The 23,662-nt window shown below is 68.4% G+C and carries 23 protein-coding genes; 12 read left to right on the forward strand and 11 right to left on the reverse strand.

Annotated elements, in window-relative coordinates:
* Nucleotides 1-18: 18 nt before the first annotated feature.
* From ABZU43_RS23020 to ABZU43_RS23035, 4 genes are all read left to right on the forward strand, one after another.
* Nucleotides 19-1,254 (forward strand): low temperature requirement protein A, encoded by a 1,236-nt coding sequence (locus ABZU43_RS23020; protein ID WP_355008533.1) that lies wholly within the window; start codon nt 19-21, stop codon nt 1,252-1,254.
* A 228-nt stretch (nt 1,255-1,482) separates the two neighbouring features.
* A complete protein-coding gene (locus tag ABZU43_RS23025; protein WP_355008534.1) occupies nt 1,483-1,782 on the forward strand; it encodes a hypothetical protein in 300 nt (99 codons plus the stop codon).
* Between the two features lie 79 nt (nt 1,783-1,861).
* Nucleotides 1,862-2,419, forward strand: coding sequence for a hypothetical protein (locus ABZU43_RS23030; protein ID WP_355008535.1), 558 nt, complete (start codon nt 1,862-1,864; stop codon nt 2,417-2,419).
* A 1-nt stretch (nt 2,420) separates the two neighbouring features.
* Complete coding sequence (locus ABZU43_RS23035; protein ID WP_355008536.1) at nt 2,421-3,860, forward strand: NAD(P)/FAD-dependent oxidoreductase; 1,440 nt, start codon at nt 2,421-2,423, stop codon at nt 3,858-3,860.
* A gap of 165 nt (nt 3,861-4,025) precedes the next feature.
* Here the strand turns inward: ABZU43_RS23035 and ABZU43_RS23040 are convergent, their stop codons facing one another.
* The gene (locus ABZU43_RS23040; RefSeq protein WP_355008537.1) at nt 4,026-4,634 is read right to left on the reverse strand and encodes a helix-turn-helix domain-containing protein; all 609 of its coding nucleotides are present in this window, start codon (nt 4,632-4,634) and stop codon (nt 4,026-4,028) included.
* 320 nt (nt 4,635-4,954) lie between these two features.
* On the opposite strand from ABZU43_RS23040, the gene ABZU43_RS23045 reads away from it, so the two are divergent.
* Nucleotides 4,955-5,728, forward strand: a complete 774-nt coding sequence (locus ABZU43_RS23045) for an alpha/beta hydrolase (RefSeq protein ID WP_355008538.1) — start codon at nt 4,955-4,957, stop codon at nt 5,726-5,728.
* A gap of 139 nt (nt 5,729-5,867) precedes the next feature.
* Here the strand turns inward: ABZU43_RS23045 and ABZU43_RS23050 are convergent, their stop codons facing one another.
* Complete coding sequence (locus tag ABZU43_RS23050; RefSeq protein ID WP_355008539.1) at nt 5,868-6,191, reverse strand: nuclear transport factor 2 family protein; 324 nt, start codon at nt 6,189-6,191, stop codon at nt 5,868-5,870.
* A gap of 98 nt (nt 6,192-6,289) precedes the next feature.
* On the reverse strand, nt 6,290-7,120 hold the full coding sequence (locus tag ABZU43_RS23055) for an SDR family NAD(P)-dependent oxidoreductase (protein ID WP_355008540.1): 831 nt from the start codon (nt 7,118-7,120) through the stop codon (nt 6,290-6,292).
* A gap of 58 nt (nt 7,121-7,178) precedes the next feature.
* On the opposite strand from ABZU43_RS23055, the gene ABZU43_RS23060 reads away from it, so the two are divergent.
* Nucleotides 7,179-7,829: a TetR/AcrR family transcriptional regulator gene (locus ABZU43_RS23060; RefSeq protein WP_355008541.1), complete on the forward strand. Its 651-nt coding sequence runs from the start codon at nt 7,179-7,181 to the stop codon at nt 7,827-7,829.
* On the opposite strand, the gene ABZU43_RS23065 is transcribed toward ABZU43_RS23060, so the two are convergent.
* Together ABZU43_RS23065 and ABZU43_RS23070 are read right to left on the reverse strand one after the other, a co-directional pair.
* A complete protein-coding gene (locus tag ABZU43_RS23065) occupies nt 7,826-8,299 on the reverse strand; it encodes a hypothetical protein (RefSeq protein WP_355008542.1) in 474 nt (157 codons plus the stop codon). The genes ABZU43_RS23060 and ABZU43_RS23065 overlap by 4 nt on opposite strands.
* Nucleotides 8,300-8,338: 39 nt before the next feature.
* The gene (locus tag ABZU43_RS23070; protein WP_355008543.1) at nt 8,339-9,385 is read right to left on the reverse strand and encodes an aldo/keto reductase; all 1,047 of its coding nucleotides are present in this window, start codon (nt 9,383-9,385) and stop codon (nt 8,339-8,341) included.
* 72 nt (nt 9,386-9,457) lie between these two features.
* Between ABZU43_RS23070 and ABZU43_RS23075 the strand changes: the two genes are divergently transcribed.
* Together ABZU43_RS23075 and ABZU43_RS23080 are read left to right on the forward strand one after the other, a co-directional pair.
* Nucleotides 9,458-9,994 carry a TetR/AcrR family transcriptional regulator gene (locus ABZU43_RS23075; RefSeq protein WP_355008544.1) on the forward strand — a complete coding sequence of 179 codons (537 nt, stop codon included), beginning with the start codon at nt 9,458-9,460 and terminating at the stop codon, nt 9,992-9,994.
* A 170-nt stretch (nt 9,995-10,164) separates the two neighbouring features.
* Nucleotides 10,165-10,530 (forward strand): VOC family protein, encoded by a 366-nt coding sequence (locus ABZU43_RS23080; RefSeq protein ID WP_355008545.1) that lies wholly within the window; start codon nt 10,165-10,167, stop codon nt 10,528-10,530.
* Between the two features lie 21 nt (nt 10,531-10,551).
* Here the strand turns inward: ABZU43_RS23080 and ABZU43_RS23085 are convergent, their stop codons facing one another.
* The 4 genes from ABZU43_RS23085 to ABZU43_RS23100 all read right to left on the reverse strand — a co-directional run bounded on the left by ABZU43_RS23085 (nt 10,552) and on the right by ABZU43_RS23100 (nt 16,773).
* Entirely contained in the window at nt 10,552-12,774 is a 2,223-nt protein-coding gene (locus ABZU43_RS23085) for a UvrD-helicase domain-containing protein (protein ID WP_355008546.1), read from the reverse strand.
* Nucleotides 12,775-13,097: 323 nt separating this feature from the next.
* On the reverse strand, nt 13,098-13,652 hold the full coding sequence (locus ABZU43_RS23090; protein ID WP_355008547.1) for a hypothetical protein: 555 nt from the start codon (nt 13,650-13,652) through the stop codon (nt 13,098-13,100).
* Nucleotides 13,653-13,771: 119 nt separating this feature from the next.
* Nucleotides 13,772-15,619: a glycoside hydrolase family 15 protein gene (locus ABZU43_RS23095; protein ID WP_355008548.1), complete on the reverse strand. Its 1,848-nt coding sequence runs from the start codon at nt 15,617-15,619 to the stop codon at nt 13,772-13,774.
* Nucleotides 15,620-15,768: 149 nt separating this feature from the next.
* Entirely contained in the window at nt 15,769-16,773 is a 1,005-nt protein-coding gene (locus ABZU43_RS23100; RefSeq protein ID WP_355008549.1) for a LacI family DNA-binding transcriptional regulator, read from the reverse strand.
* 181 nt (nt 16,774-16,954) lie between these two features.
* Between ABZU43_RS23100 and ABZU43_RS23105 the strand changes: the two genes are divergently transcribed.
* From ABZU43_RS23105 to ABZU43_RS23120, 4 genes are read left to right on the forward strand one after another with little or no spacing between them, the layout of a single operon-like run.
* Nucleotides 16,955-18,220, forward strand: a complete 1,266-nt coding sequence (locus ABZU43_RS23105; RefSeq protein WP_355008550.1) for an extracellular solute-binding protein — start codon at nt 16,955-16,957, stop codon at nt 18,218-18,220.
* Nucleotides 18,217-19,215: a sugar ABC transporter permease gene (locus ABZU43_RS23110; protein WP_355008551.1), complete on the forward strand. Its 999-nt coding sequence runs from the start codon at nt 18,217-18,219 to the stop codon at nt 19,213-19,215. The genes ABZU43_RS23105 and ABZU43_RS23110 overlap by 4 nt, the downstream gene beginning before the upstream one ends.
* 2 nt (nt 19,216-19,217) lie before the next feature.
* Entirely contained in the window at nt 19,218-20,078 is an 861-nt protein-coding gene (locus ABZU43_RS23115) for a carbohydrate ABC transporter permease (RefSeq protein ID WP_355008552.1), read from the forward strand.
* A 38-nt stretch (nt 20,079-20,116) separates the two neighbouring features.
* Nucleotides 20,117-22,441, forward strand: a complete 2,325-nt coding sequence (locus ABZU43_RS23120; protein ID WP_355008553.1) for a glycoside hydrolase family 3 N-terminal domain-containing protein — start codon at nt 20,117-20,119, stop codon at nt 22,439-22,441.
* A gap of 152 nt (nt 22,442-22,593) precedes the next feature.
* Here the strand turns inward: ABZU43_RS23120 and ABZU43_RS23125 are convergent, their stop codons facing one another.
* Together ABZU43_RS23125 and ABZU43_RS23130 are read right to left on the reverse strand one after the other, a co-directional pair.
* Nucleotides 22,594-23,259, reverse strand: coding sequence for a hypothetical protein (locus tag ABZU43_RS23125; RefSeq protein ID WP_355008554.1), 666 nt, complete (start codon nt 23,257-23,259; stop codon nt 22,594-22,596).
* A gap of 23 nt (nt 23,260-23,282) precedes the next feature.
* Nucleotides 23,283-23,624, reverse strand: coding sequence for a hypothetical protein (locus ABZU43_RS23130; protein WP_355008555.1), 342 nt, complete (start codon nt 23,622-23,624; stop codon nt 23,283-23,285).
* Nucleotides 23,625-23,662: the final 38 nt, after the last annotated feature.

The following is a 23,662-nucleotide window of genomic DNA, read 5'->3' on the forward strand; positions in this document are numbered from 1 at the left end:
GGCGGACGGAGGCGGACGATGGCGGCGGGGCGGGGTGCCGAGCTGCTGCGCCCTCCGATGAGTTCGGGTCGGGCGACGTTCCTGGAGCTCTTCTTCGATCTGGCCTTCGTGGTGGCTCTCACCCGGGTCTCGCAACGTTTCGCCGGATTGGCCGATGACACTGGCTGGGCGCTCGTCACGGGCTTCGGGCGTACCCTGCTGCTGTTTCTGGCGCTCTGGTTGATCTGGTCGCACACCGCCTGGATCACCAGCCGGTACGAACCGGAGCAGCCGGTCATTCAGGCCGTCGTGATCGGCACCATGTTCGCCGGACTGATCATGGCGGTGACGCTGCCCCGCGCCCTTGAGGAACGAGCGGTGCCGTTCGCGGTCGCGTACCTGATGGTGATGGTGCTGCGGCCACTGGTGGTCGCGGGCGCGCTGCGCGGGCATCCGCGACGGCTGGTGCCCTTCCGGCTTGTCGTGTGGGCCGTGGCGAGCGCCCCGCTGTGGCTGGTCGGCGCGTTGGGCCCGGACCACCTCCGCCTGCCGCTGTGGGTTGTCGCCCTCGCTGTCGACTACCTCGCCTGGGTCCTGGGCTGGCCGCTGCCGTGGCTCGGGGTCTCGAAGATAGGTCGGTGGCGGATCGCGGGGACTCATCTCGCGGACCGTTATCAGCAGATGTTCCTCATCGCGCTCGGTGAGTCGATTCTGGTTATCGGCGTGGTCTTCAGCGGCGCGGACTACTCCGGGAATCGGGCGGCCGCCTTCGCGGTCACGTTCGCGACCAGCGCGTTGCTCTGGCGAATCTACTTCTACCGTGCCGGTCTGCTGTTGTCGGAGGCGTTCGGCCGGGCCGGTATGCCCGGCCGGCTGGGCGCCACGTCGGAACGGACGCACCTGTTCATCGTGCTCGGCGTGCTCGTCACCTCGGTCGGCTACGAGTTGGTGATCGATCATCCGTTCGGACAGCCGCGGCCCACTTGGCTGCTGTTCGTGGTGGGCGGACCGATGCTCTTCCTCGTGGCCCGCCTGCGGCTGGAGTACGAGGTCTTCGGTCAGGTCTCCCGACCCCAGGTGATCGGTTTGGGCGCCCTGTTGGTGTCCGCGCCGGTGCTGGCGCATCGGGCGCCGATGGTCGGGTTGAGCGTGGTGGCCTGTGTGCTCGCCCTGGTCGCACTACTCGGAGCGCTGCGCTGGCGAGGCCAGTCGCTGGAGGTTCCCGCCTCGCCGATTGGACGGGAGACGTCCGGAGACCGCGACTCCGAGGCGTGACGCGGCACCCGTTCGCCACGATGGCCCGTTTCATCACGTGACCGCCCGGCTGGGCGTACCGCGCGTTCCCGTCGAACCGGACCCAGCTGGTGGCGGACGCCATAGCAAGCACAAGATAGAACGGTCGGTCTTGACGGTGGTGGGCCGAGTAGGTACGGTTCCAACAGACAGAACGTTCGTTCCACCTGGCGCCCGCCAGGTGAGCGGCTGTGCCTGAAGGAGAGCGCCGTGCCCACCAAAATCACCCTTGTCATCGGTAACCCCGCCGACCCCGACGAGTTCGAGAAGGTCTACGCCGACGTACTCCGGGCCGCGGAGACGTTCCCGAAGCTTCAGCGGGTCGAGTCGGCCAAGGTGTGGCCGAAGGAGGACGGCACGCCCACACCCGCGTATCGGACGCTCGACCTGTATTTCGCCAGCTACGAGGACGCCTCTGCCGCAGTCACGACGCCCGCTGCCGGTGCCGTCTTCGGTGGGCTCCAGGGCGCTGAGGTGGAGATCACGGGGCTGTTCTCCCACGTCGAGTAGCACCGCCCTTCCCCTCCCCGGCGGCGGCCCTCACCCCGCTGGATGTCCCTTCGCTCCGGAAATTTCCGAGAGGATGACCATGACCACCGTTGCCGTTCCCGGCATCTCGACGACGGCCGCCGCCCTGCGGCGGTTGTACTTCGGTCGCTTCGCCTTCGCGATCGTCTGGGCCGCCGTGACGTTCCCCCTCGCCAAACACCTCAACCCCCTCACCGCCGCGCTGCTCGTTCTCTACCCGCTCTTCGACGTGGCCGCCGCCATCGTCGACGTCCGCGCGTCGCGGGCCACCGGATCGCCCACCCTGCTGTACGTGAACGTCGCGATCAGCCTGCTCGCCGCGGTGGGCCTGGGCATCGCCGGCGCGTCCGGCATCCCAGCGGTCCTGCGCGTCTGGGGCGCCTGGGCGGTCGTGGCCGGACTGGTTCAGCTGATCGTGGCCGTCACCCGCCGCAAGATGGGGGGCCAATGGCCGATGATCATCAGCGGTGGCATCTCCGTCATCGCCGGCGCATCGTTCTTCGCGGCAGCCTCCGCGGACAACCCGGCGCTGACCAACGCGATCGGCTACGCCATCCCCGGCGCCATCTTCTTCCTCATCGCGGCCATCCGCCTCGGCCGCACCGCGAAGGGAAACTGACGTGGAAAAGGCCGCGTACGACGTCATTGTCATCGGCGCGGGGCCGGTGGGGGAGAACGTCGCCGACCGCGTCGTGCAGGGCGGCCTGACCGCCGCGATCGTCGAGCGGGAACTGGTGGGCGGCGAGTGCTCGTACTGGGCCTGCATGCCGACCAAGGCGCTGCTGCGCAGCCAGACCGCGCTCCGGGCGGCTCGTCAGCTGCCCGGCGCGCGCGAGGCGGTGACCGGCGAGTTGGACGCGGAGGCCGTGCTGCGTCGCCGGGACGCCTTTGCCTCGCACTGGAGGGACGACGGGCAGGTGTCCTGGCTGAATTCGGCGGGGATCGCGCTGTATCGGGGCCAGGGACGAATCGGCGCCGACCGGGTCGTCGAGGTGACCGGCGCGGACGGCGCCACCACCTCGCTCACCGCCCGACACGCCGTCGTCGTCGCGACCGGAAGTGGCGCGCTGGTGCCGGACATCGACGGTCTGCGCGAGTCTGCACCGTGGACCAGCCGTGAGGCAGCCGCCGCGAGCGAGGTTCCCGGCCGCCTCGCCATCATCGGTGGTGGTGTGATGGCCACGGAGATGGCGACCGCGTACGCCGGCCTCGGATCGGCGGTGACGGTGCTTGCGCGCGACGGGGTGCTCACTGCGGCGGAGCCGTTCGTCGGCGAGCGGGTCACGCAGTCTCTGCGGGAAGCTGGCGTGGCGGTCCAACTCGGTGCCGAGGCCAGATCGGTGAGCCGCGACGGCGACGGGACGGTGCACATCACGCTCACCGACGGCGGACAGGTCGAGGCCGACGAGATCCTCGTCGCGATCGGCCGTACGCCGAACACGCACGACCTGGGCCTCGACCGGATCGGCCTGAAGCCGGGCGCCTGGCTCACGGTCGACGACACCCTGCGGGTGGTCGACGGTGCCGGCGCGTTGATCGGCGACGGATGGCTGTACGCGGCGGGGGACGTCAACCGGCGTGTTCTCCTGACCCACCAGGGCAAGTACCAGGCCCGCGCGGTGGGCGACGTGATCGTGGCGCGAGCCACCGGCGAAGCGACAGACGACCGTCCGTGGGGTCGGCACGTCGCCACCGCCGACGAGCGGGCCGTGCCGCAGGTCGTCTTCACCGACCCGGAGGTCGCGTCGGTGGGGCTGACCGCAGCCGCCGCCGAGGCCGCTGGACTGCGGATCCGGGTCGTCGACTACGACCTGGCCGCCGTCGCCGGGGCCGCGCTGCACGCCGACGGCTACCAGGGGCACGCCCGGATGGTCGTGGACGAGGACCGGCGGGTGATCGTCGGCCTCACCCTCGTCGGCCCGGACGTCGCGGAACTGATCCACGCCGCGACGATCGCCATCGTCGGTGAGGTTCCTCTGGAGCGGCTGTGGCACGCCGTGCCCGCGTACCCGACCGTGAGCGAGGTCTGGCTACGCCTGCTGGAGGCGTACGGCCGCTGACCTGCGCCGTACGGCCGTCCGCGTCATCGGCGGCGGTCGGCCGTTGCGACGAAAAGAAGACGAGGTCGGCCGGGCGAGGGCGCGCGCTCAACCGGTGGTGGCACCACAACAGGAGCTGGGTCATCCTCCTACCGGAGGGTGGCCCAGCTCGAGGTCGTGCGGGGGCTATCGGGCCGACTCCGCCGACCGAAGCTCCGAGTTGATCCTGAGGAGTCCTTCGACACCGCGCAGGAAGGTCTCGGACACCTTCGTGGGGTCGGCGAGGCATCCCGCCGCCATGGCACCGTCCCGGAGCATGACGAAGTGGCGCGCCGCGGGATCCGCCGTTCCTTCGTGGACCTGTGCCATGAGCGTGGTGATGGTGTCCAGGAACCATTGCCGGTGGGCCATGAGTTCTTGGTGCACGGGATGGTTCGTGTCGGGATATTCCGCCGCGGCGTTCAAAAACGCGCACCCACGGAACCCGGGGGACTGGATGTTCTGAGCGATGGAATTGGCGATGGCCAGGAGCGGGTCGACCGGCGATCGGTTGGCGGCGAGCGCCTCGTCGACCATGCCGCGCTCCAGCTGATGCACCTCCCGCAGGTAGGCCAGGATGAGATCATCCTTGCTGGGGAAGTGTCGGTAGAAAGTAGCCCTGGTCACCTTCGCCTCGGCGATGATCCGGTCGACGCCGACGGCGTGAATGCCCTCCGCGTAGAAAATCCTGGTCGCCGTGCGGAGAAGCTTGAGGCGCGCCTCGGAGGGTCGGTTGGTGGGTTCGTCGCTCGCCATCCAACCATCTTAGCGACAGAACGTTCGGTCTTATCCTTGTTGGCGGTGGAGACGTGGTACCCAATGCTCGCCCAACGTGCGAACGGTGACCGTCAACTCATCTCGCTGTCCGGTTCGCATACCGGCCAGGCGTTCGGCGTTCTCCGTTCTCGCTGACAGCGGCCCGATCGGTGCGGGATTCTGGATGCTGCAACCCCTTCGGCGCAGGGATCGCGCGGGCTGATTCGCGGTGCCGGGGGAAATGCTCCGTCGACCGTACTCGTCGGTCCGGCCGGCAATCGCTGGCAACGGGTGACGAGGCCTCTCGAAAGGACCTCCAGATGAGCGCTGCTTCTGACATGTCTGCCCAGGAAATGCCGACGATCGTGCTGATCCACGGGGCATTCGCCGGCTCGTCGAGTTGGAACGGCGTGATTGCCAACCTCAAACATCGGGGCTATCCGGTCATTGCCGTCGCCAACCCGCTGCGTGGTGTGCAAAAGGACGCCGCATATGTTCGCGCCCTCCTCGACAGCCTGCCCGGACCGGTCGTGATTGCCGCCCATTCCTACGGCGGGGCGGTCATGACCGAGGCGGCGGCTGACGCCCCCAACGTCAAGGCCCTGGTGTACGTCGCCAGCTTGAGCCCGGACGTGGGCGAAAGTGCGCTCGGGTTGCTCACCAAGCACCCCGGCAGTCAGCTCACCTCGAGCATCAGGATGATCCCGGTACCCGACGACGACGGCGGCATGACCATGGATCAGTACATTGTGCAGGACAAGTTTCACGAGGCGTTCGCCGCCGACGTCGACTCCGGCACCGCCGAACTCATGGAGGCAACGCAGCGGCCCGCCTCCGCGCACGCCCAGGAGGAGAGCGTGACCAAGGTCGCCTGGAAGACGATCCCCTCCTGGACCCTGATCAGCGCCCAGGACCAGGCCATCCCGCCAGACCTGCAGCGCTTCATGGCCGACAGGGCGGGCTCCACAACGATTGAGGTCGCCGCCTCCCACGCTGTGGCGGTCTCGCAACCCGGCCCGGTCGCCGACTTCATCGACACCGCCGCCCGCGCCACCGCACGCTCAATGCAGATGTCCAAGAGTCGTCGAGGCTAACGGCGGTCGCTTCGTAGCGAACGGCGAGTTCGTCGAACCTGGTCGCGACTGCACGGTGGCGTTTGAGCCGTTTGATGCCGTGCTCCACTGTCGCGTTCACCGGCCGGAGCAGCCCTCGGGCAGCCCGGCCGGTGACGCATCAGACGGGCTCGATCGCGAGGTCGATGACCTGGTCGTCCTTGATGTCGAACACAAATGCGAATGACAGCGGCCCGCCGGGGAAATCACCGTCCCCGGAGGCCACCAGCCGGTCGTCCGCGAACGAGGTCGGCGTGAGCACGACCTTGGGGTTGATCAGGTGCCCCTGGATCCACTCGCGGATCTCGGCCTCGCCGGCCCAGGTCTTCCCGTCATCGTGCACGGCGGCCCCGTCGCCGAAGACCGCGGCCAGCGCATTCGCGTCGTGTGCGTTAGTGGCCGTGATGAAGGTGTCGACGGCCTTGGGTAGAGTGATGTCGCTCATTTCTGCTCTCCAATTTCTCGGGTTCCAGGACGCGGGCGCGTGCTGGTATGTCCCTGCGACACCGGTGTTCAGCTTGAGGTGCCGACCAGGGCCAAGGTTCAGAAGTCCGCTCCGCGGGAGAGCTTCTCGTTCGCGCGCAGCTCCGCGAGTGCGGTCTCGTGCATCGCAACAACAACGTCGTAGCCGGAGTTGCCGAGCACGATTCGTTTCGGCGGAACGGGTGCGTTCATCGCGCTGATCACGGCCTGCACTCCACGGACAGGGTCTCCTGCCTGCTTGCCGTTGTGGTCCACGAACGCCGCCTTGACGCCCTCGACCATCGGCACGTAGGCGTCGACGATCTCGTTGACGTCCTCGTTCTGGAAGTAGGTGAAGGCCTTGGTGCGGAACGCTCCCGGCTCCACGACGAGCACCCGCACACCGAATGGCTCAACTTCCTGGCGCAGTGTCTCCGACAGTCCCTCGATCGCGAACTTCGCCGCCGCGTAGTAGCCGAACCCCTGTGCGCCGACGAGGCCTGCCACCGACGACATGTTCACGATCCATCCGTCGCCTCGTGCCCGCATACCGGGCAGGACCGCGCGCACCACCTCGACCACGGCGAACAGGTTGAGGTCGAACGTGCGGCGGATCGTCTCGTCGGGGGCACCCTCGATCGAGCCGTACCAGCCACGGCCCGCGCTGTTGACGAGCACGTCGATCCCGCCGAACCGCGCCTCGGCCGTCCTGACCGCCGCACGCACCTGGTCGGCATCGGTGACGTCGAGCTGGAGGACCAGCACACGGTCTCCGTGTTGTTCAGCCCACTCGTGCAGTTCAGAGGGCCGACGCACGGTCACCACCACCTGATCGCCCTGCTTCAGGGCGGCCTCGGCATAGACCAGGCCGAACCCTCCGGGAGTCCCACCAGTGATGAACCAGGTCTTCATGGACTTCTCCTCTCGCTATAGAAAGCAATGTAGCGCTACATGAGGTAATGTAGCAAGCATGCAGAACGCACGGGATCGACTCCTGCTCGCCGCGGCGGAATTGCTGGAGAGCGGCGGCACGGTGTCCACGAGGGCGGTGTGCGATCGCGCCGGGGTGCAGGCCCCGACGCTGTACCACCACTTCGGCAGCAAGCAGGGCCTGATCGACGCCGTGGCAAGCCACGGCTTCACCCAGTACACGGCGGTCGAGAGCTCCGGCGACCCGCTGGACGACCTGCGCGAGGGCTGGAACAGGCACGTGCAGTTCGGGCTGGAGCACCCGTCGTTCTACGGGCTGCTTTACGGCCGCGCCCAGCCAGGAAAGCCGTGCGCCGTCACCGCCCCCGCGCACGCCGCGCTGCGCGAGCGGTTAACCGCCGCCCGGGGCCTGCTCAAGGTGCCGGCGGCCGATGCCGCCGAACAGGTGTTGGCCGCCAACGTCGGCATCACGCTCACCTTGATCAGCCAACCGGACCCGGATCTCGGGCTGTCCGGACGCGTCCGCGAGGCCGCGCTGGCCGGAGTCCTGCGCATGCCCCCCGCCGAAGCCCCCGAGACTCGTGCGAGCGCCGCACTGACGCTGCGTGCGCTGGTCGGCAACGACCCGGGCGACCTCACCCCTGGCGAACACGCGCTGCTCGGCGAGCTGTTGGACCGCCTGGCCCGCTAGGGTCTGTGCCGAAGGCGGTCAGAGCCACTCTTGACTGCCGGCGTCGTCAACGCGGTGCCTGAGCGACAGGTTTCTGGGCGCCGGTACGCCGTCCGCAGCGGCTGGACACCGAGCGGCGGAAATGCGTACACCGTCGACGGCAGTTGCTGAGCCGCAAGCCATCGGGCAAGCGTTCGTTCCGGGAAGTACCAGTCGGCGCTGGAGGTGTCCGGCCTGACCGCTGCGACGTGCTCAACCAGCCACGCGTCTCGGTCGATCAACTCGAGTTCCGAGAAAGAGAGGCTGGCCAGGTGTACCTGCGCGCCGGTGCGCCACAGGGCTAACGCCAGGGGCAGGCCCGCGTACACGTCGAAACCCCCGCCCGCTCCGGCGATGAGGATGCTCCGCGCCGGAGCCAACGCGGCGAACAGTGGCGGAACGGTCAATGAGAACGCGCCGAAGTCGGCCGGCGGCGCCGCAGGGGTCGTCACCGCTCAATGATCACTGATGGGCGGCGGACACCGGCAGCGCTAGATGACGGGAACGGGGGGAGGGTCGAGCAGTGCGCGGTCACCGTCGAAGCCGTGATTCAGTGCGGCGGTGACGTCCTCGTGTGGGGTTCCCAGCGGGATCGTGCTGACCTCGTCCAGGTGTCGGTAGTGCTGGTCGCCAAGGTCGAGTTGGAGAGACTTCAGGTATTCCTCCAAGTGGGTCACGGTGCGCGGGCCGACGATCGGGATCAGGGCCGTGGGGGCCAGTGCGGCCCGGCGACGCAGCCAGGCCAGGGACACCTGGACCGCGCTGACGTTGAGTTCCTCGGCAATCGCCAGGACGGCGTCGACGATGGCGGTGCGCTGGGCGCTGCCCTCGATCGCGTCGCCCCGGGCGGTCAGCCTGCCTTGTTCGCCCTGCCGATACTTGCCAGTGAGCAGTCCGCCGGCCAGCGGGGAGTACAGGACCACGCCCAGACCGTGGGCCTGCGCCATCGGCAGTAGCTCCCGCTCGGCGGATCGTTCGGCCAGGCTGTATTCCGTTTGAATGCCGACCAGGGGAGCCAGGCCGCGCAGGTCGGCGCGGACCGCGGCGCTGGCGACCCGCCAGGCCGGGAAGTTGGACAGGGCGCCGTGCAGGATCTTGCCGGAGCGGATCAGGTCGTCGAACCCGGCCAGGATCTCCTCGATCGGCGTGACGCCGTCGGGAAAGTGCGGCATGAAGACGTCGACGTAGTCGGTGCCGAGGCGGCGCAGACTCGCTTCGAGGGACCGGACCATGATCTTGCGGCTGTTACCGGTCGTGCCAGGGCGGGGCTGAGCTTGCCTGGTCCCGCTGTACTTGGTGATGATCACAAAGTTGTCCCGCTGCGGTCCGAGCAGCCCGCCGAGCACGGTTTCGGCCTGTCCATCCTGGTACAGGTTGGAGCTGTCGAACGTGGTGCCGCCGGCGGTGACGAAGGCCTCGAAGATCTGTCGTGAAGCCTCGGGCCCGGCGCCGGTGTTCGACGTGCTGAAGTTCGCCGTCCCGAGCGCGTACTCCGAAACACGCAGTCCGGTCAGACGGCCAAAGGTCTGGTAGCGCATGGAAGCTCCTGAGGTTCGGTGCGACGAGGTAGGCTTCCGACAGTAGCAAATAAAGCGAGGGGTCACTCTTTTATGCCAAGGGTCAGTCAAGCTCATCTCGACGCTCGCCGCCAGCAGATCGTGGACGCCGCCCGGGCTCGGTTCGCCAGTCACGGCTTCGCCCACACGTCGATGGCCGACATCGTCACCGAGTCCGGGCTCTCCAACGGAGCCATCTACCGGTACTTCACGAGCAAGGACGAGATCGTCATCGCGGTCTGCGAGCAAGGAACCGAAGCGCTGCCGAGGGCGCTCACCGCCGAGGCTGTGGGAGGTTTCCTTGAGCATGTCCGGGCCCGGGCCCGGGACACCCACCATGCCCGGCTGGTCGCCCAGATCTATGCCGAAGCCGCGATATCGCCCCTGCTGGCAGCCGTTGTGCAACGACAGCTCGCTGCCATGCGGGCCGCGATCGCCGAGTTGGTGCCCGACTCCCGACGCCCGCAGGCCGGGCAGATCGCCGAAGCGTTCGTGGCCCTCAGCGTCAGCTACAGCCTGCAACTGGCGATCCGCGGCGACCTGGACCCCGCGCCGTTCACCACCGCGTTGATGGCGATCATCAAGGGCTAAGACGAGGGTGACGCGACCGGCTCTCGCCGGTCCGTGGATGCTCGGCTCGACCAGCGTCCGAATGTGCCGACCGGATCCTCGCGGACGTGGCGTAAAAAAGAGCGAACCGTCATTTTGGGTGCGAGGGTAGGTCTCCGTCGGCCCGAACGACCCCGTCCACTGGAGGATCCATGCCGGTAGCTCACATCGCTGCAATCAACCTGGAATGCCCTGACCCAGCCGACCTGGCCCGCTTCTGGGCGGCGATGCTGGATGGTGAGGTCGCGGTCCAGACCCCGGACTTCTGTGCGGTCAAGGCGGGTCCGCTGCACCTCGATGCCGTTCGCGTCGACGGCTACCGGCCACCGACCTGGCCCTCGGGCGAACGATCACAGCAGATCCACTTCGACCTGGCCGTCGACGAGCCCGATGACCTCGATGACGCCGAGGCGCGCGCGATCGAACTCGGAGCCGTCAAAGAAGAGCAACAACCCGCGCCGGAACGCTTTCGCGTCCTACGCGACCCGGCCGGCCATCCTTTCTGCCTACGCGGCTGACCCGCACGACCGGGCAGCGCCTCAGCAGTGGATCGGGAAGACGCCCTCCGTAGCGGAACGACGCGGCGACTGCTGAGTGAGGGTCAGCTGTCCGAGTTCCTGGGTGCATCGGGTGAGCGCGACGTAGAGGCCGTTCCAACCGCGCGGTTCGGCGGCGATGCCCTGAGGGTCGATGAGGAGTGTCGCGTCCCATTCCAGTCCCTTGGACTGGGTCGCGGTGAGCACTGGCACATCACTCAGCACGGCTTGGAGTGTGGCGATGCGCTCCGCGGGGGCGATGACGCCGACCGTGCCGCCGTGCCACCGTTGCTGCAACTGTCGCACTGCGTCCACGGCGGAGCCGGCAAGCTCAGCCGGTGTGATCGTCCGCTCCCAGGGGGCGATGCCGGAGGAGCGCACCGCTCGTGGCGGAATGTTGTGGCTGCCAGCCTTCTTCAAGACCGGTTCGGTGAGGTCCATGACCTCGCGCGGGGTCCGGTAGCAGATGCTCAGTTCCGCGGCGGTCCAGCGGTCTCCGAAGGCAGCCCGTACCGCTTGTGCCCAACTGGTGTGCCGGTGGGCTGCCTCGGCCTGGTCGATGTCGCCGACGGCGGTGATGGAGCGACTGGGACAACGGCGGAGAACCATCTGCCACTGCATCTCGGACAGTTCCTGCGCCTCGTCGATGACGACATGGCCGTACACCCAGCCGCGCTGGCGGCGAGCACGTTCGGCGAGGAACTCGCCCTGTGGTTGCGGGGTGTCGACGTCGCCGAGCAGGTCGGCGAGGGCGTCGAGAAGAGGGATGTCGCTTGATGCCCAGGGGGTGGGCTCGGCCGCGACGGCCGTGATCTCCTCGGGGGACAGCTGCGGGGCGAACCGGGCCAGCAGGGTGCGGTCGGTTAGGAGGCCACCCAGCAGGGTTTCGGGATCGAGGGTGGGCCACCATGCCTCGATGAACCGGGCGATGGTGGTGTTCTCGGCGATACGACAGCGAAGCTCTTCGACCTCCTCCTCGGAGAGCAACCCGTTGATGTCGCTGCCGGTGGACGCCTCGGTGGAGGAGCGGTCATGCGCCATGCCCTTGTCGACGCGGGCGAGGATGTCCTCGAAGCCTTCCTCCATCTCCGCCATCAGCGTCTCGCGCTGTTCGGCGACGACATCGGCCAGACGGTGGTGCAACTGCTCGGCGAACGCCGCGCGGGCCCGGTGGTACGGACGCCCCTGCACCGCCGAGGCGAGCGCCTGCGCCACGGTCGCGGCCGGAATGACGTAGAACTCGCCCTCCCAGCGCAGCTTCAGCTCGCGTGGACGGGGGAGCAGCGACGCGACGTAGCTTTCGAGCGTTGGCTGCCAGAGGGCGCGGCCCTTGATCTCGGCGAGATGCCGGCTCTCGTCGCGGCCCACGTGGATGTCGGCCAGCAGGGTGTCGCAGGTCGCCGAGACGATGGCGGTCTCACCGAGCGCGGGCAGCACCTGGGCGATGTACTGGAGGAACCGCGGTGAGGGACCCAGGACCAGGACCGCCTGGTCGGCCATCTTCCGGTGGGTGAACAGCAGGTACGCGACGCGGTGCAGGGCAACCACGGTCTTGCCCGTGCCGGGACCGCCCTGGACGATCAGTGGGCCGGTCGCCTCAGCCCGGATGATGTCGTCCTGTTCGCGTTGCAGGGTGGAGATCGCCGTCGACATGCGGCCGGTGCGCCGCTGGTCGAGAGCGGCCAGTAGGGCGCCTTCGCCGACGAGTTCCGCAGTCGTACTTCCGTCGAGGGGTTCGTCGTCCACGCCGACGACGGCCGATCCTGTCGTACGGATGTGCCGGCGCCGTGCCTGACCCTGTGGGTCGACAGCCGTCGCGGTGTAGAACGGCCGAGCTGCGGGAGCGCGCCAGTCCACCAGCAGTGGCTCAGTGCCGTCGTCGTCGTCGCGAAGACCTACGCGGCCCACGTGGCGCACAGTGCCGTCAAGGCCGTCGAGGCGGCCGAAGACCAGCCCTTCCTCTGCTCGCCGTAGCTCGTCGTACTGCTTGCGCAGCATGCGCTGCCGGGCCAGCTCCAACGCGTCCAGGGCCTCTGCCGAAAGCTCGACCTGTAGGTGATCGACCAGCCTGTCGCGCCGGGCCGTGGCCAAATCCAGAAATGCCTGTTCCTCGGCGACCGCGGATCGTCGCGCGGCACCCTCCGCGGTGGAGGCCGGCAGTTGGCCGCCAGGTGCTGATTCGGCGACGCCAGCGGTGCCGATGCTCAGGGCAGACTTCCGGTGCATTCACAAATCCTTGGATCGGGGTAACCCTCGGCCCGGATGAGCCGCAGCGCATTCGGCGGCAAGCATAGAGTCCGTTTCCCTCACCGACCAGGCAATCAGCCAGCAGAGATCGGAATCTCAATGCCTTGCAGTTCCGGGGCCGTTCGTGGCCTCACCAATTCCATTTATCGTATTGACAGTCGAGGCTCCATCTGTTCTGCGGATGCATTCCGAGTGGTGACATGGCCCGCTCAACCCCACTGAGCCGACCTGCGGCAGACGTCGGCGGAGGTCGCCGCGGCCCGAGGACGGTCACCGCGGCGCCGAGGGTCGTCCCGCGCAGGTCAGCTCAAGCTGAAGGACACGTCGTCGACGTCGAAGGCGGTGGCCCCGTTGCCGGCCGTCTCGCTGGCGAGGAAGCTGGCCGTCGCGGTGCGTTCGGTCGTGGCGGTTCCGCTCGACATCACGTACTGCCGCCACTGCGCTCCGCCGTCGAAGGCCAGCGAGAACCTCGTCTTCGGGGGTATCCCGGTGACCGCCAGTCCGACGTTCAGGTAGTCGCCGCGGCTGGTCTCCGTGGTGGTGGTCCGCACCCAGAAGCTGACCGTCAAGTTGCAGTTGGCCGGCACTGTGACGGTGGTGCGCAGCAGGTCGGTACGCGTCACGTCCAGCCCGGCGAAGGCGGCGTAGGCGCTGCCGGTGTGTGCCGGTCGGGTCGCGTCGCCGAACACGACGATGCGGGGGCCGGCCGTCCAGCCGGTGGTGCCGCGCTCGAACCCCGGGTTCGGGTGGATCTGCCCGGTGCAGGGCGGGTCGGCAGCTGGCTGGCCGTGGGATGCGCCGCCGGTGGCCAGGAGCAGCAGTGCCGCAACCGAGACGGTGGTGACGAAGGCCTTCATCGGTTCTCCCCGCGTCTATACATTCGAGATGGTCGATGTATATCGACGATGCGCGATGGACTCGGGTGCGTCAAGTCCTTCCCGCGGCTGGCTCCGCTGGGGTGGCGGAACATGCTGCGCTACCGCCTGCGGCGGGCGTCGGCCTCGTTGTCGAGCAGGTCGTTGAGTGTCAGCGCTGAGTTGATCAGTGAGAGGTGGCTGAACGCCTGGGGATAGTTGCCGATCTGCTCCCCGGTCGCGGCGATCTCCTCGGCGTAGAGGCCGAGGTGGTTGCTGAAGGTGAACATCTTCTCGAACGTGAGTCGGGCGTCGTCGAGGCGGCCGGAACGGGCCAGCGCCTCGACGTACCAGAAGGTGCACATGTTGAAGGTGCCCTCGTGGCCCGGGAGGCCGTCGGGGGAGTGGACCGGGTCGTACCGGTGGACCAGGCTGTCGGAGACCAGTTCACGCTCGATCGCCAGCAGGGTGGACTGCCACAGCGGGTCGCTCGGCGTGACGAAACCCACCGCCGGCATGGCGAGCAGTGCCGCGTCCAGGACGTTCTCGTCGTACGCCTGCACGAAGGTGCCGCGGGCCCGGTCGTATCCGCGCTCCATGACCTGGTTGTAGATGCGGTTGCGCTGGTCGGTCCAGCAGGCCATGTCCCCGGGGCGACCGGTGCGGGTGGCCAGCCGGATGGCCCGGTCCAGCGCGACCCAGGACATCACCCGACCGAAGGTGTAGTTGCGGGGGTGGTGGCGGCTCTCCCAGATGCCGGCGTCGGGTTGGTCCCAGTTGTGGCAGAGCCAGTCGACCAGTCGGACGGTGCTCTTCCACACCTGGTGCGAGACGCGGATGCCCTGCTCGTCGGCGAGGTGCATGGCGTAGAGGGCCTCGCCGTGGATGTCGAGCTGGAGCTGGTCGGCAGCGCCGTTGCCGATCCGTACCGGCCGGGAGCCTCGGTAGCCCTCCAGATGGTCCAGCACCTCCTCGTGCAGGTCGGAGGAGCCGTCCACCCGGTACATGATCTTCAACGGGTCCTGGTGGTCGCCGGCCTCGCGGATCCGCTCGTCCAGCCAGTTCATGTACCGGCTGACCTCCTCGGTGAAGCCGAGGCCGAGCAGCGCGTGCACGGAGAACGACGTGTCGCGTACCCAGGTGTAGCGGTAATCCCAGTTGCGGGTGCCGCCGACCAGCTCGGGCAGCGCGGTGGTGGGCGCGGCGATCATCGCGCCGGTCGGCGCGTACGTCATGAGTTTGAGCGTGATGGCCGAGCGCTCGACCATCTCCCGCCAGCGGCCGGTGTAGCGGGAACGTTCGAGCCAGCGCCGCCAGTAGTCCCGGGTCCACTCGAACATGCCCTGGATCTCTTCCGGCGCGAAGATGCGCGGTTCGGCCCCACCCGTCTCCAGGACCACCCCGCCGGTGTCGCCCTCGTTCAGCGTGCCGTACGCGACCAGGTCGCCACCCTCAAGGTGGACGTCACCCTGTTCGGAGATCAACCGCCGAACCGGGTCGACCGGGTGGAACGTCAACGCCGCCGACCGGCTTCGGAAGACGTAACCGTTGTGGTGGCGCTCAAGCTGATGCTCTTCCCGGGCGTAGTCGAACCGTGGGCGGCACTCCACCCGGAAGCGCATGCTGCCGCGGACCATGGTGACGGTCCGGACCAGCCGATGCGCGTCGGTGGCCCGCTCGCCGGTGACCGGCATGAAGTCCATGACCTCGGCCACCCCGTCGGCGCTGATGAACCGGGTGATCAGGATGGGTGTGCCGGGAAGGTAGAGCTGTTTGGTCACGTACCGCACGTCGTGCGGCGCGATCTGGAAGTAGCCGCCCTTTTCCTTGTCGAGCAGGGCGGCGAAGATACTCGGTGAGTCGAACCGCGGCGCGCAGAACCAGTCGACGGTCCCGTCGCACGTCACCAGCGCGGCGGTCTGCAGGTCGCCGATGAGCCCGTGATCCTCGATCGCCGGATAGCTGTCCACATCTCTCCCCGGTTCGGCGGCGTCCTGCGCCCCGAACTTAGGGGAGAAATTGTCGGCTTAGGTGAGATTCACGTTCCGCCACCCTGTCGCGTTCCCCCACGTGGCGCGGCGAGGGCCGGGAGCCTGCGCCGACCCCGCCAGCCGCACGGTCAGCGCAGCGGGCGGCAGGAGGAGCGGATGACCAGCTCGGTGGGGAGCCGGATGTGGGTGTCGCGGTCGACGCCGGCGATCAGGTCGACGAGGAGGCGCAACGCCTCGGCGCCCATTCGTTGCAGGGGCTGCATGATGGTCGTCAGCGGCGGGTTGACCAGCGCCGACTCCGGGACGTTGTCGAAGCCGATCACCGACAGGTCGTCGGGCACCGACAGACCCATGTCGCGGGCCACGGTCATCGTGGAGATCGCGGAGAGGTCGTTACCCGCGAAGATCGCGCTCGGTCGGTCGCTGAGGGCGAGCAGCTCCGCGGCTGTGCCGGCGGCGCTCTCGATCCGGAACCCGCCGACGCGGACGAGCCGCTCGTCCACCGGCACGCCAGCTTCGGCCATCGCACTGCGGAAGCCGGCCTCACGCAGCTGGGCGGACTTCAGGTCGGTGCGTCCACTGATGTGCCCGATGCGCGTGTGGCCGAGGGACAGCAGGTAGTTGGTCGCCAGTACGGCGCCGGCGAAGTTGTCCGAGTCGACGGTGGGCAGGTCGGACGGGCCGGTGTGGGGGTCGACGGCCACGACGTGGAAGCTGTTTTCGGTCTCGACCACTGTCGGCGTGACGATCACGGCACCGTCGATGAGTGTGCCGGAGAGTCGGGCGAGCGAGCGACGCTCCCAGCCCACGGCGGCGCCCTCGCCGTCACCGCTGGAGTAGGCCAGTAGCTGGTATCCGCTCCCGGCGACCTCCTGCGACGCCCCCTTGAGCAGCTCGGTCGAGAACGGCTCGAACTCGGCGACCAGGATGCCGAGCACGTTGGTGCGGTGGCTGCGCAGGCTCTGCGCCCCCAGGCTCGCCTCGTAGCCGAGCTCGTGGATGACCTGCTGGACTCGCTCCACGGTTGCCTGGGCCACGCCGTAGCGGCCGTTGACGACCTTCGACACGGTCGCGACCGAGACGCCGGCAGTACGTGCCACATCCGACATCTTGACGCGCTGCTGAAACACCACGTCGATGATGATAGGGCCCTGCCGCCGGTGCGGTGTCACCGACTCGAAAACGTTATCGATACCGATTGACATCAAGTTACATGACTGTAAAACTTCGCCGCAGGCCGAGTACCGCGACTGAGTAGTCGAGGAGACATCTATGGCAACGAAGCGGCGTGCAAGTGCCGTCCTGGCACTGTTGATGACAAGTGTTCTCGTTACCGCCGGCTGTGGCGGCGGCGGCGAAGAGGCGGCCCCTCAGAACGAGCTGTACAAGGACCCGGTGACCCTGACCTGGTGGCACAACGCCTCCCAGGACGGGCCCGGCAAGACCTACTGGGAGAAGGTCGCCAAGGACTTCTCCGCCCTCCACCCCACTGTCAAGATCGAGATCGAGGCGATCGAGACGAACCAGCTCCAGCGCACCCGGCTCCCCGCCGCGCTGCTGAGCAGCGACCCGCCGGACATCTTCCAGGCCTGGGGCGGCGGCGAGATGGCCGAGCAGGTGGAGGCCGACTACCTCAAGGAGATCACCGACCAGACCAAGACCGAGGTCGGCGACATCGGCAGTGCCGCGGAGATCTGGCAGGTGAAGGGCAAGCAGTACGGCCTGCCGTTCCGGATGGGTATCGAGGGCATCTGGTACAACAAGGAGATGTTCGCGCGAGCGGGCATCGCGGCTCCGCCGACCACCTTCGAGGAGCTCAACGCCGCGGTCACCAAGCTCAAGGCGATCAACGTCATTCCGATCGCCGTGGGTGCCGGTGACAAGTGGCCGGCCGCGCACTGGTGGTACAACATGGCGCTGCGCGCCTGCTCGGTCGACACCCTCAAGAAGGCGTCCGCGGAGAAGACCTTCGACGATCCGTGCTTCGTGAAGGCCGGTCAGGACCTGAAGGCGTTCATCGACACCAAGCCGTTCCAGCCCAACTTCATCGCCACGCCGGGCCAGAACGATCCGACCAGCGCCAACGGCATGCTCGCCAACGGCAAGGCCGCGATGGAGCTCATGGGTGACTGGAACCGCGGCACGCTGGACACCGTCGCCACGGACAAGACGAAGCTCGCGTCGTTCCTCGGCTGGTTCCCGGTGCCGGCGATCAGCGGTTCCCCGGGTGACCCGAAGGCGGCCCTCGGCGGTGGTGACGGGTTCTCCTGCTCCAAGAACGCCCCGTCCGAGTGCGTCGAGTTCCTCAAGTACATCGTGAGCCCCGAGGTGCAGAAGGGCTACGCCGAGACCGGCACCGGCCTGCCTGTGGCCAAGGGTGCGGCGGACGCCGTCAAGGACCCCGCGCTGAAGTCCATCCTGGAGGCCACCTCCGGGGCGAGCTACGTCCAGCTCTGGCTGGACACGGCTTACGGCAGCACCATCGGTAACGCGATGAACGACGGGATCGTCACCATCTTCGCCGGCAGCGGGACGCCTGAGAAGGTCGTCTCGGCAATGAAGGCGGCCGCAAGCAAGTGACCTCCGCCAACCAGATCCAAATGCCCGCCGGCGGCGCTTCCGCGTCGCCGGCGGGCCCCCGCCGGGCCGAGCGCGATTCCGCCCGCCGAGCCGACAACCGCCGCAAGTGGTACGAGATCATCGGGCTGACCGCGCCGGCCGTCGCCATCTACGTGATGTTCGTGCTGGTGCCGATGGGCTTCGCCGTCTACTACAGCCTGTTCCGGTGGCGCGGGGTCGGGCCGCCCACCGAGTTCGTCGGTCTGCGGAACTACACCCTCGCCTTCCAGGATCCGATCTTCCTCGACGCGTTGCGCAACAACGCCATCATCGTGTTCGGGTCGCTGCTGATCCAGGGGCCGATCGCCCTGGGCGTCGCCCTGCTGCTCAACCGTCGCTTCCGTGGGCGGGCCGTGTTCCGCCTCCTGGTGTTCGTGCCGTACGTGCTGGCCGAGGTCACGGTCGGCATCATGTGGAAGTTGCTCCTCACCGGCGACGGCACTGTCGACGCGCTGCTGCGGTCCCTGGGAATGGGCGGCCTGGTGCAGGCCTGGCTGGCGGACCTGGACGTGGTCATCTGGACCCTGTTGGCCGTTCTCACCTGGAAATACGTCGGCTTCGCCATCATCCTGCTCCTCGCCGGGCTGTCCAATGTGCCCGACGAGCTGACCGAGGCCGCCGCCATCGACGGCGCGAGCTGGTGGCAGATCCAACGGCACGTCACGATTCCGCTGCTCGGCCCGACGATCCGGATCTGGATGTTCCTGTCCATGATCGGCTCACTGCAGATCTTCGACATGATCTGGGTGACCTCGGTGCCCGCGGTGCGGTCCCTCGGCGCGTCGGCCACGATGGCGACATACATGGTGGACAACGGGTTCTTCGCCCGGCTCTGGGGCTACGGCAACGCCGTGGCGGTAATCCTCTTCGTCATCTCCTTCGTGGCGGCGCTGCTGTTCCAGCGGTTCCTGCTCCGCCGCGACATCGAGGGCGCCATCACCGGAAGGGCGAAGTGACGATGGCCGTGAACTCGGTTCTCCCCCCGTCCACCGGACGCCGCCAGGTCTCCTGGGGCACGCCGCTCACCTACGCGCTCGCCCTCGCGATCGCGGCGGTGTCGATCGCCCCGGTCATCTACGTGGTCATCGGCGGTTTCCGCACCACCCCGCAGATCGTCGCCGACCCGGCCGGCCTGCCCGACCCGTTCGTCTGGGACAACTACTCCCGGGTGCTGACCCAGAGCAACTTCTGGCAACAGGCGTTCAACAGCGCGGTCATCGCCCTCGGCACCACGCTCGCCGTCGTCGTGCTCGGCCTGGCCGCCGCGTTCGTGCTGGCCCGCTACCGGTTCCGCGGGCGAGAAGGGCTCTACACCTTCTTCACCCTCGGCCTGCTGTTTCCGGCCGGGGCGGCGATCCTGCCGCTCTACCTCATGCTGCGCGACCTGAACCTGATCAACTCGTACTACGCGGTGATCCTGCCGCAGGTCGCCTTCTCACTGCCGCTGACGATCGTGATCCTGCGTCCCTTCCTCTCCGCCATTCCGCGAGAGTTGGAGGACGCCGCCGCCATCGATGGTGCGAGTCGGCTCGGCTTCCTCTGGCGCGTCGCGATGCCGCTGTCGCGGCCCGCGCTCGTCACCGTTGGCGTCCTGGCGTTCGTGGCGAGCTGGAACTCGTTCCTGCTGCCGCTGCTCGTACTCAGCGACGTCAACCTGCACACCCTGCCGCTGGGCGTGCAGAACTTCTCCAGCCAGTACACGACCGACACGGCAGGCGTACTCGCCTTCACCTCGCTGGCAATGCTGCCGGCGCTGCTCTTCTTCACGCTCGCGGAGAAGCAGATCGTCGGTGGCCTGCAGGGTGCGGTCAAGGGCTGAGCGGCAGCGGTACGAGCACAACCACAGGAAGGCACAGCATGACTGAGGTCCACGCGGTGGTGGACGGGCCGGTGCCGGCCCAGGCCGGTCCGGAGCACGGACGACCGGACGGGCACGACGGCGAGGCCCGCGTACGCGAACTCCTCGGCCGGATGACGATCGAGGAGAAGATCGCCCAGCTCGTCGGCTTCTGGGAGAAGGAGGACGGCGAGGCGGTCGCACCGTTGCAGGGCGAGTTCGGCGACTCCTCCAAGCTCGAGGACTTCTCCCGGCACGGGCTCGGCCACCTCACCCGCGCCTACGGGACCCGCCCGCTGGACGCTGCGCAACGCGCGTCCTGGTTGTGGAAGTTCCAACGGGACCTGGTCACCGGCACCCGGCTCGGCATCCCGGCGATCGTGCACGAGGAGTGCCTCACCGGACTGTCCGCGTGGAAGGCGGCCACGTTCCCCACCCCGCTGGCCTGGGGTGCCGCGTTCAACCCCGAACTGGTCACCGAGATGGCCGCGGCGATCGGCGCCTCGATGCGGGCCCTGGGCGTGCACCAGGGGCTCTCTCCGGTGCTCGACGTGATCCGTGACCCCCGCTGGGGTCGGGTCGACGAGTGCGTCGCCGAAGACCCGTACCTGGTCGGCACCATCGGCACCTCGTACGTGCGCGGCCTGCAGTCGCAGGGGGTGCACGCCACCCTCAAGCACTTCGCCGGCTACTCCGCCTCGCGCGCCGGGCGCAACTTCGCCCCGGTGCACATCGGCCGCCGGGAACTGGCCGACGTGCTGCTGCCCCCGTTCGAGATGGCGATCCTCGACGGCGACGCGCGCAGCGTCATGCACTCGTACACCGAGATCGACGGGGTGCCGGTCGCCGCCGACCCGACGATGCTGACCGGCATCCTGCGCGACCAGTGGGGCTTCGACGGCACTGTGGTGGCCGACTACTACGGGGTCGCGTTCCTGAACCTGCTGCACCACGTGGCGAGCGATCACGCCGACGCGGCCGGGCAGGCGTTGACCGCCGGTCTCGACGTCGAACTGCCCACCGGCGACGCCTACCTGACGCTGGGGGAGTCGGTGCGGGCGGGCAAGCTCGACGAGGCGCTGATCGACCGCGCGGTGCTGCGGGTGCTGCGCCAGAAGCGGGACCTGGGTCTGCTCGACGCGACCTTCGACGACGAGCCGCCCCAGACGATCGATCTCGACTCGCCCGAGCACCGGTCGATCGCCCGTCGGCTCGCCGAGGAATCGATCGTGCTGGTAGCCAACCGGGACGCGCTGCCGCTGCCCGCGGGGCGACGGGTGGCCCTCATCGGCCCGAACGCCGACCGGCAGAGCGCGCTCTTCGGGTGCTACTCATTCCTCAACCACGTCCTCGTCCAGCACCCCGGCGTGGAGACCGGCATCGACGTGCCGACCGTGCTCGACGCCGTGCGGGCCGAGTTCGGCGGCGATCTCGTCACCTGGGCACGTGGCTGCGACGTGGACGACGACGACCGGTCCGGCTTCGACGAGGCCGTCGCCACAGCCTCCGGCGCTGACGTGGCCGTCCTGGTCGTCGGCGACCACGCCGGCCTCTTCGGACGCGGCACGGTCGGCGAGGGCTGCGACCGGGAGGACCTGGAGCTGCCCGGCGTCCAGCGCCAACTGGTCGAGGCGGTGTTGGCAACCGGCACACCGGTCGTCCTCGTGCTGGTCACCGGCCGGCCGTACGCGGTCGGCTGGGCGCTCGCGCGCTGCGCGGCGGTGGTGCAGGCGTTCTTCCCGGGCGAGGAGGGCGCCGGGGCGATCGCGGGGGTGCTCTCCGGGCGGGTCAACCCGTCGGGCCGGCTGCCGGTCAGCCTGCCCCGGTCGGCCGGCGCGCAGCCGTACTCCTACCTGCACCCCACCCTCGGTACGGGCAACGAGGTGACCAACCTGCCGGCGACGCCCGTGGCGCCGTTCGGCCACGGCCTGTCCTACACGACATTCGCGTACAGCGAGCTCACCGTGCCCAGCACGACGCCCACCAGCGGGGCGGTGGAGGTGACCGTGCGGGTGACGAACACCGGCGCGGTCGCTGGCGACGACGTGGTCCAGCTCTACGGTCGCGATGTGGTCGCCTCGGTGACCCGGCCGGTGGCGCAGCTGCTCGGCTACCGGCGGGTCCATCTGGAACCGGGCCAGTCCGTCACTGTCGAGCTGACGGTGCCCACCACCCGTCTGGCCTTCTCCGACCGCACGTTCACCCGGGTGGTGGAGCCTGGCGACGTCGAGCTGTGGGTCGGCACCAGTGCGCGGCGGGACGCCCAGGCGCTGACCACGCTGGTCGGCGACACCGTCCCGGTCACCAACGCCTCCCCACGCTGGACCACCACAGACGTCCGCTGAGAGCCGGTCCGCCGACTGTCCTCAACGGGCGGTCGGCGGACCGGGAGCACTCCTGCCGACCGGCCGTCGTCGCCCTGTCGGCCGTCATGTGACCCGTCGTCGCACGCTGCACCGCGTGGGTGGTGCCCCGACACCGGGGCACCACCCACGCCTCAGCAGTAGTTTCGGATGGTGGAGTTGTACTTGGTGTCGCAGGTCCCGTCCCAGTGACCCCAGATATCAAGGTTGAGGTACGTGTCGGTGGTCCACGGCACCAGGTTCGACCAGTGACCCTGTGTCGAATGGTGGATGCCGGCCGGGTAGTAGCCGTCCATCGTGTAGGGGTTGAAGGTGTCGCGGCTACAGCCCTCCCACCGCCACCCGTTCGTCGTGCCCCATCCGGTGGTGTAGCCGCTGCAGATGCCGTTCCAGTCGGACACCTTGTGGGTGGCCTGGCTCCAGCAGAAGTTCAGGTTCTGGCTGTGCCCGCCGAGTTCGCCGCCCAGGCTCCAGGTGATGGTCCACTTGGAGCTCTGCTTGCAGCCCGACAGCCACATTGGCGCCACGACCTGATCGACCTTGACCTCGTAGGTGTAGTACTGCGGGGCGGTGCGCGGGTCGCACGTCACTGCGGCGGCCACGTCGCGGCTCAGCCTGCCCTCCTTCTCGAAGGCCTTGACCTGTGCCCTGAACTGCGCGAACTGCTGGTCGCCAGTCAGGTAGCAGTTGGCCCTCGGGGCAGCCGCCGCAGCAGGTGCCGCCGGTTGCGCGGCGAAGCCGAACATCGCCGCGACAGCCACGGCGAGCAGGCCACGAAGCATTCTCTTTCGGGTCCCCATAGGGACTCCTTCCGTTGCAGGGTTTAGCCCGGGTATGCGTCCTTGAATTCGCCGCGGAGAAAGATCTTGACGCCACCGGACTTGTACGAGGTGCCCAGCTGGCACTTGGCGGTCGAGCCCCGACGGTCGCCGGCCCAGCGGCGCACGCCGACCTCGTCCTTGCTGCCGCTGGACTGGGCGGCGCACCGGACGTACCCCTCGTACGTCCAGTCCGGGCCGTTGCCGTCACACCAGCCGCCGTAGGCGTGCGGGTAGCACTTGCCGATCCAGCCCTGGTCCGCGTACGCGGCCGTGGCGCCGGCGGTGACTGACAGCGTCGTCGCTGCCACCACCGCCAGACATGCTCGTGCGAACCGTCGCTTCATGAGAACTCCCTCGGTTTTTCGTAGGGCGAGGGCACTGG

This window comes from Micromonospora sp. NPDC005205 (assembly GCF_040608275.1).
In the GTDB taxonomy this organism is placed as follows: domain Bacteria; phylum Actinomycetota; class Actinomycetes; order Mycobacteriales; family Micromonosporaceae; genus Micromonospora.

Bases quoted from the DNA above. Each gene is read 5' to 3' on its own strand.
- ABZU43_RS23080 (WP_355008545.1), top strand. From the start codon at position 10,165: ATGCCGGTAGCTCACATCGCTGCAATCAACCTGGAATGCCCTGACCCA.
- ABZU43_RS23050 (WP_355008539.1), bottom strand. From the start codon at position 6,191: ATGAGCGACATCACTCTACCCAAGGCCGTCGACACCTTCATCACGGCC.
- ABZU43_RS23055 (WP_355008540.1), bottom strand. From the start codon at position 7,120: ATGAAGACCTGGTTCATCACTGGTGGGACTCCCGGAGGGTTCGGCCTG.
- ABZU43_RS23045 (WP_355008538.1), top strand. From the start codon at position 4,955: ATGAGCGCTGCTTCTGACATGTCTGCCCAGGAAATGCCGACGATCGTG.
- ABZU43_RS23020 (WP_355008533.1), top strand. From the start codon at position 19: ATGGCGGCGGGGCGGGGTGCCGAGCTGCTGCGCCCTCCGATGAGTTCG.
- ABZU43_RS23030 (WP_355008535.1), top strand. From the start codon at position 1,862: ATGACCACCGTTGCCGTTCCCGGCATCTCGACGACGGCCGCCGCCCTG.
- ABZU43_RS23115 (WP_355008552.1), top strand. From the start codon at position 19,218: ATGGCCGTGAACTCGGTTCTCCCCCCGTCCACCGGACGCCGCCAGGTC.
- ABZU43_RS23040 (WP_355008537.1), bottom strand. From the start codon at position 4,634: ATGGCGAGCGACGAACCCACCAACCGACCCTCCGAGGCGCGCCTCAAG.
- ABZU43_RS23120 (WP_355008553.1), top strand. From the start codon at position 20,117: ATGACTGAGGTCCACGCGGTGGTGGACGGGCCGGTGCCGGCCCAGGCC.
- ABZU43_RS23130 (WP_355008555.1), bottom strand. From the start codon at position 23,624: ATGAAGCGACGGTTCGCACGAGCATGTCTGGCGGTGGTGGCAGCGACG.
- ABZU43_RS23060 (WP_355008541.1), top strand. From the start codon at position 7,179: ATGCAGAACGCACGGGATCGACTCCTGCTCGCCGCGGCGGAATTGCTG.
- ABZU43_RS23070 (WP_355008543.1), bottom strand. From the start codon at position 9,385: ATGCGCTACCAGACCTTTGGCCGTCTGACCGGACTGCGTGTTTCGGAG.
- ABZU43_RS23085 (WP_355008546.1), bottom strand. From the start codon at position 12,774: ATGCACCGGAAGTCTGCCCTGAGCATCGGCACCGCTGGCGTCGCCGAA.
- ABZU43_RS23075 (WP_355008544.1), top strand. From the start codon at position 9,458: ATGCCAAGGGTCAGTCAAGCTCATCTCGACGCTCGCCGCCAGCAGATC.
- ABZU43_RS23125 (WP_355008554.1), bottom strand. From the start codon at position 23,259: ATGGGGACCCGAAAGAGAATGCTTCGTGGCCTGCTCGCCGTGGCTGTC.
- ABZU43_RS23090 (WP_355008547.1), bottom strand. From the start codon at position 13,652: ATGAAGGCCTTCGTCACCACCGTCTCGGTTGCGGCACTGCTGCTCCTG.
- ABZU43_RS23105 (WP_355008550.1), top strand. From the start codon at position 16,955: ATGACAAGTGTTCTCGTTACCGCCGGCTGTGGCGGCGGCGGCGAAGAG.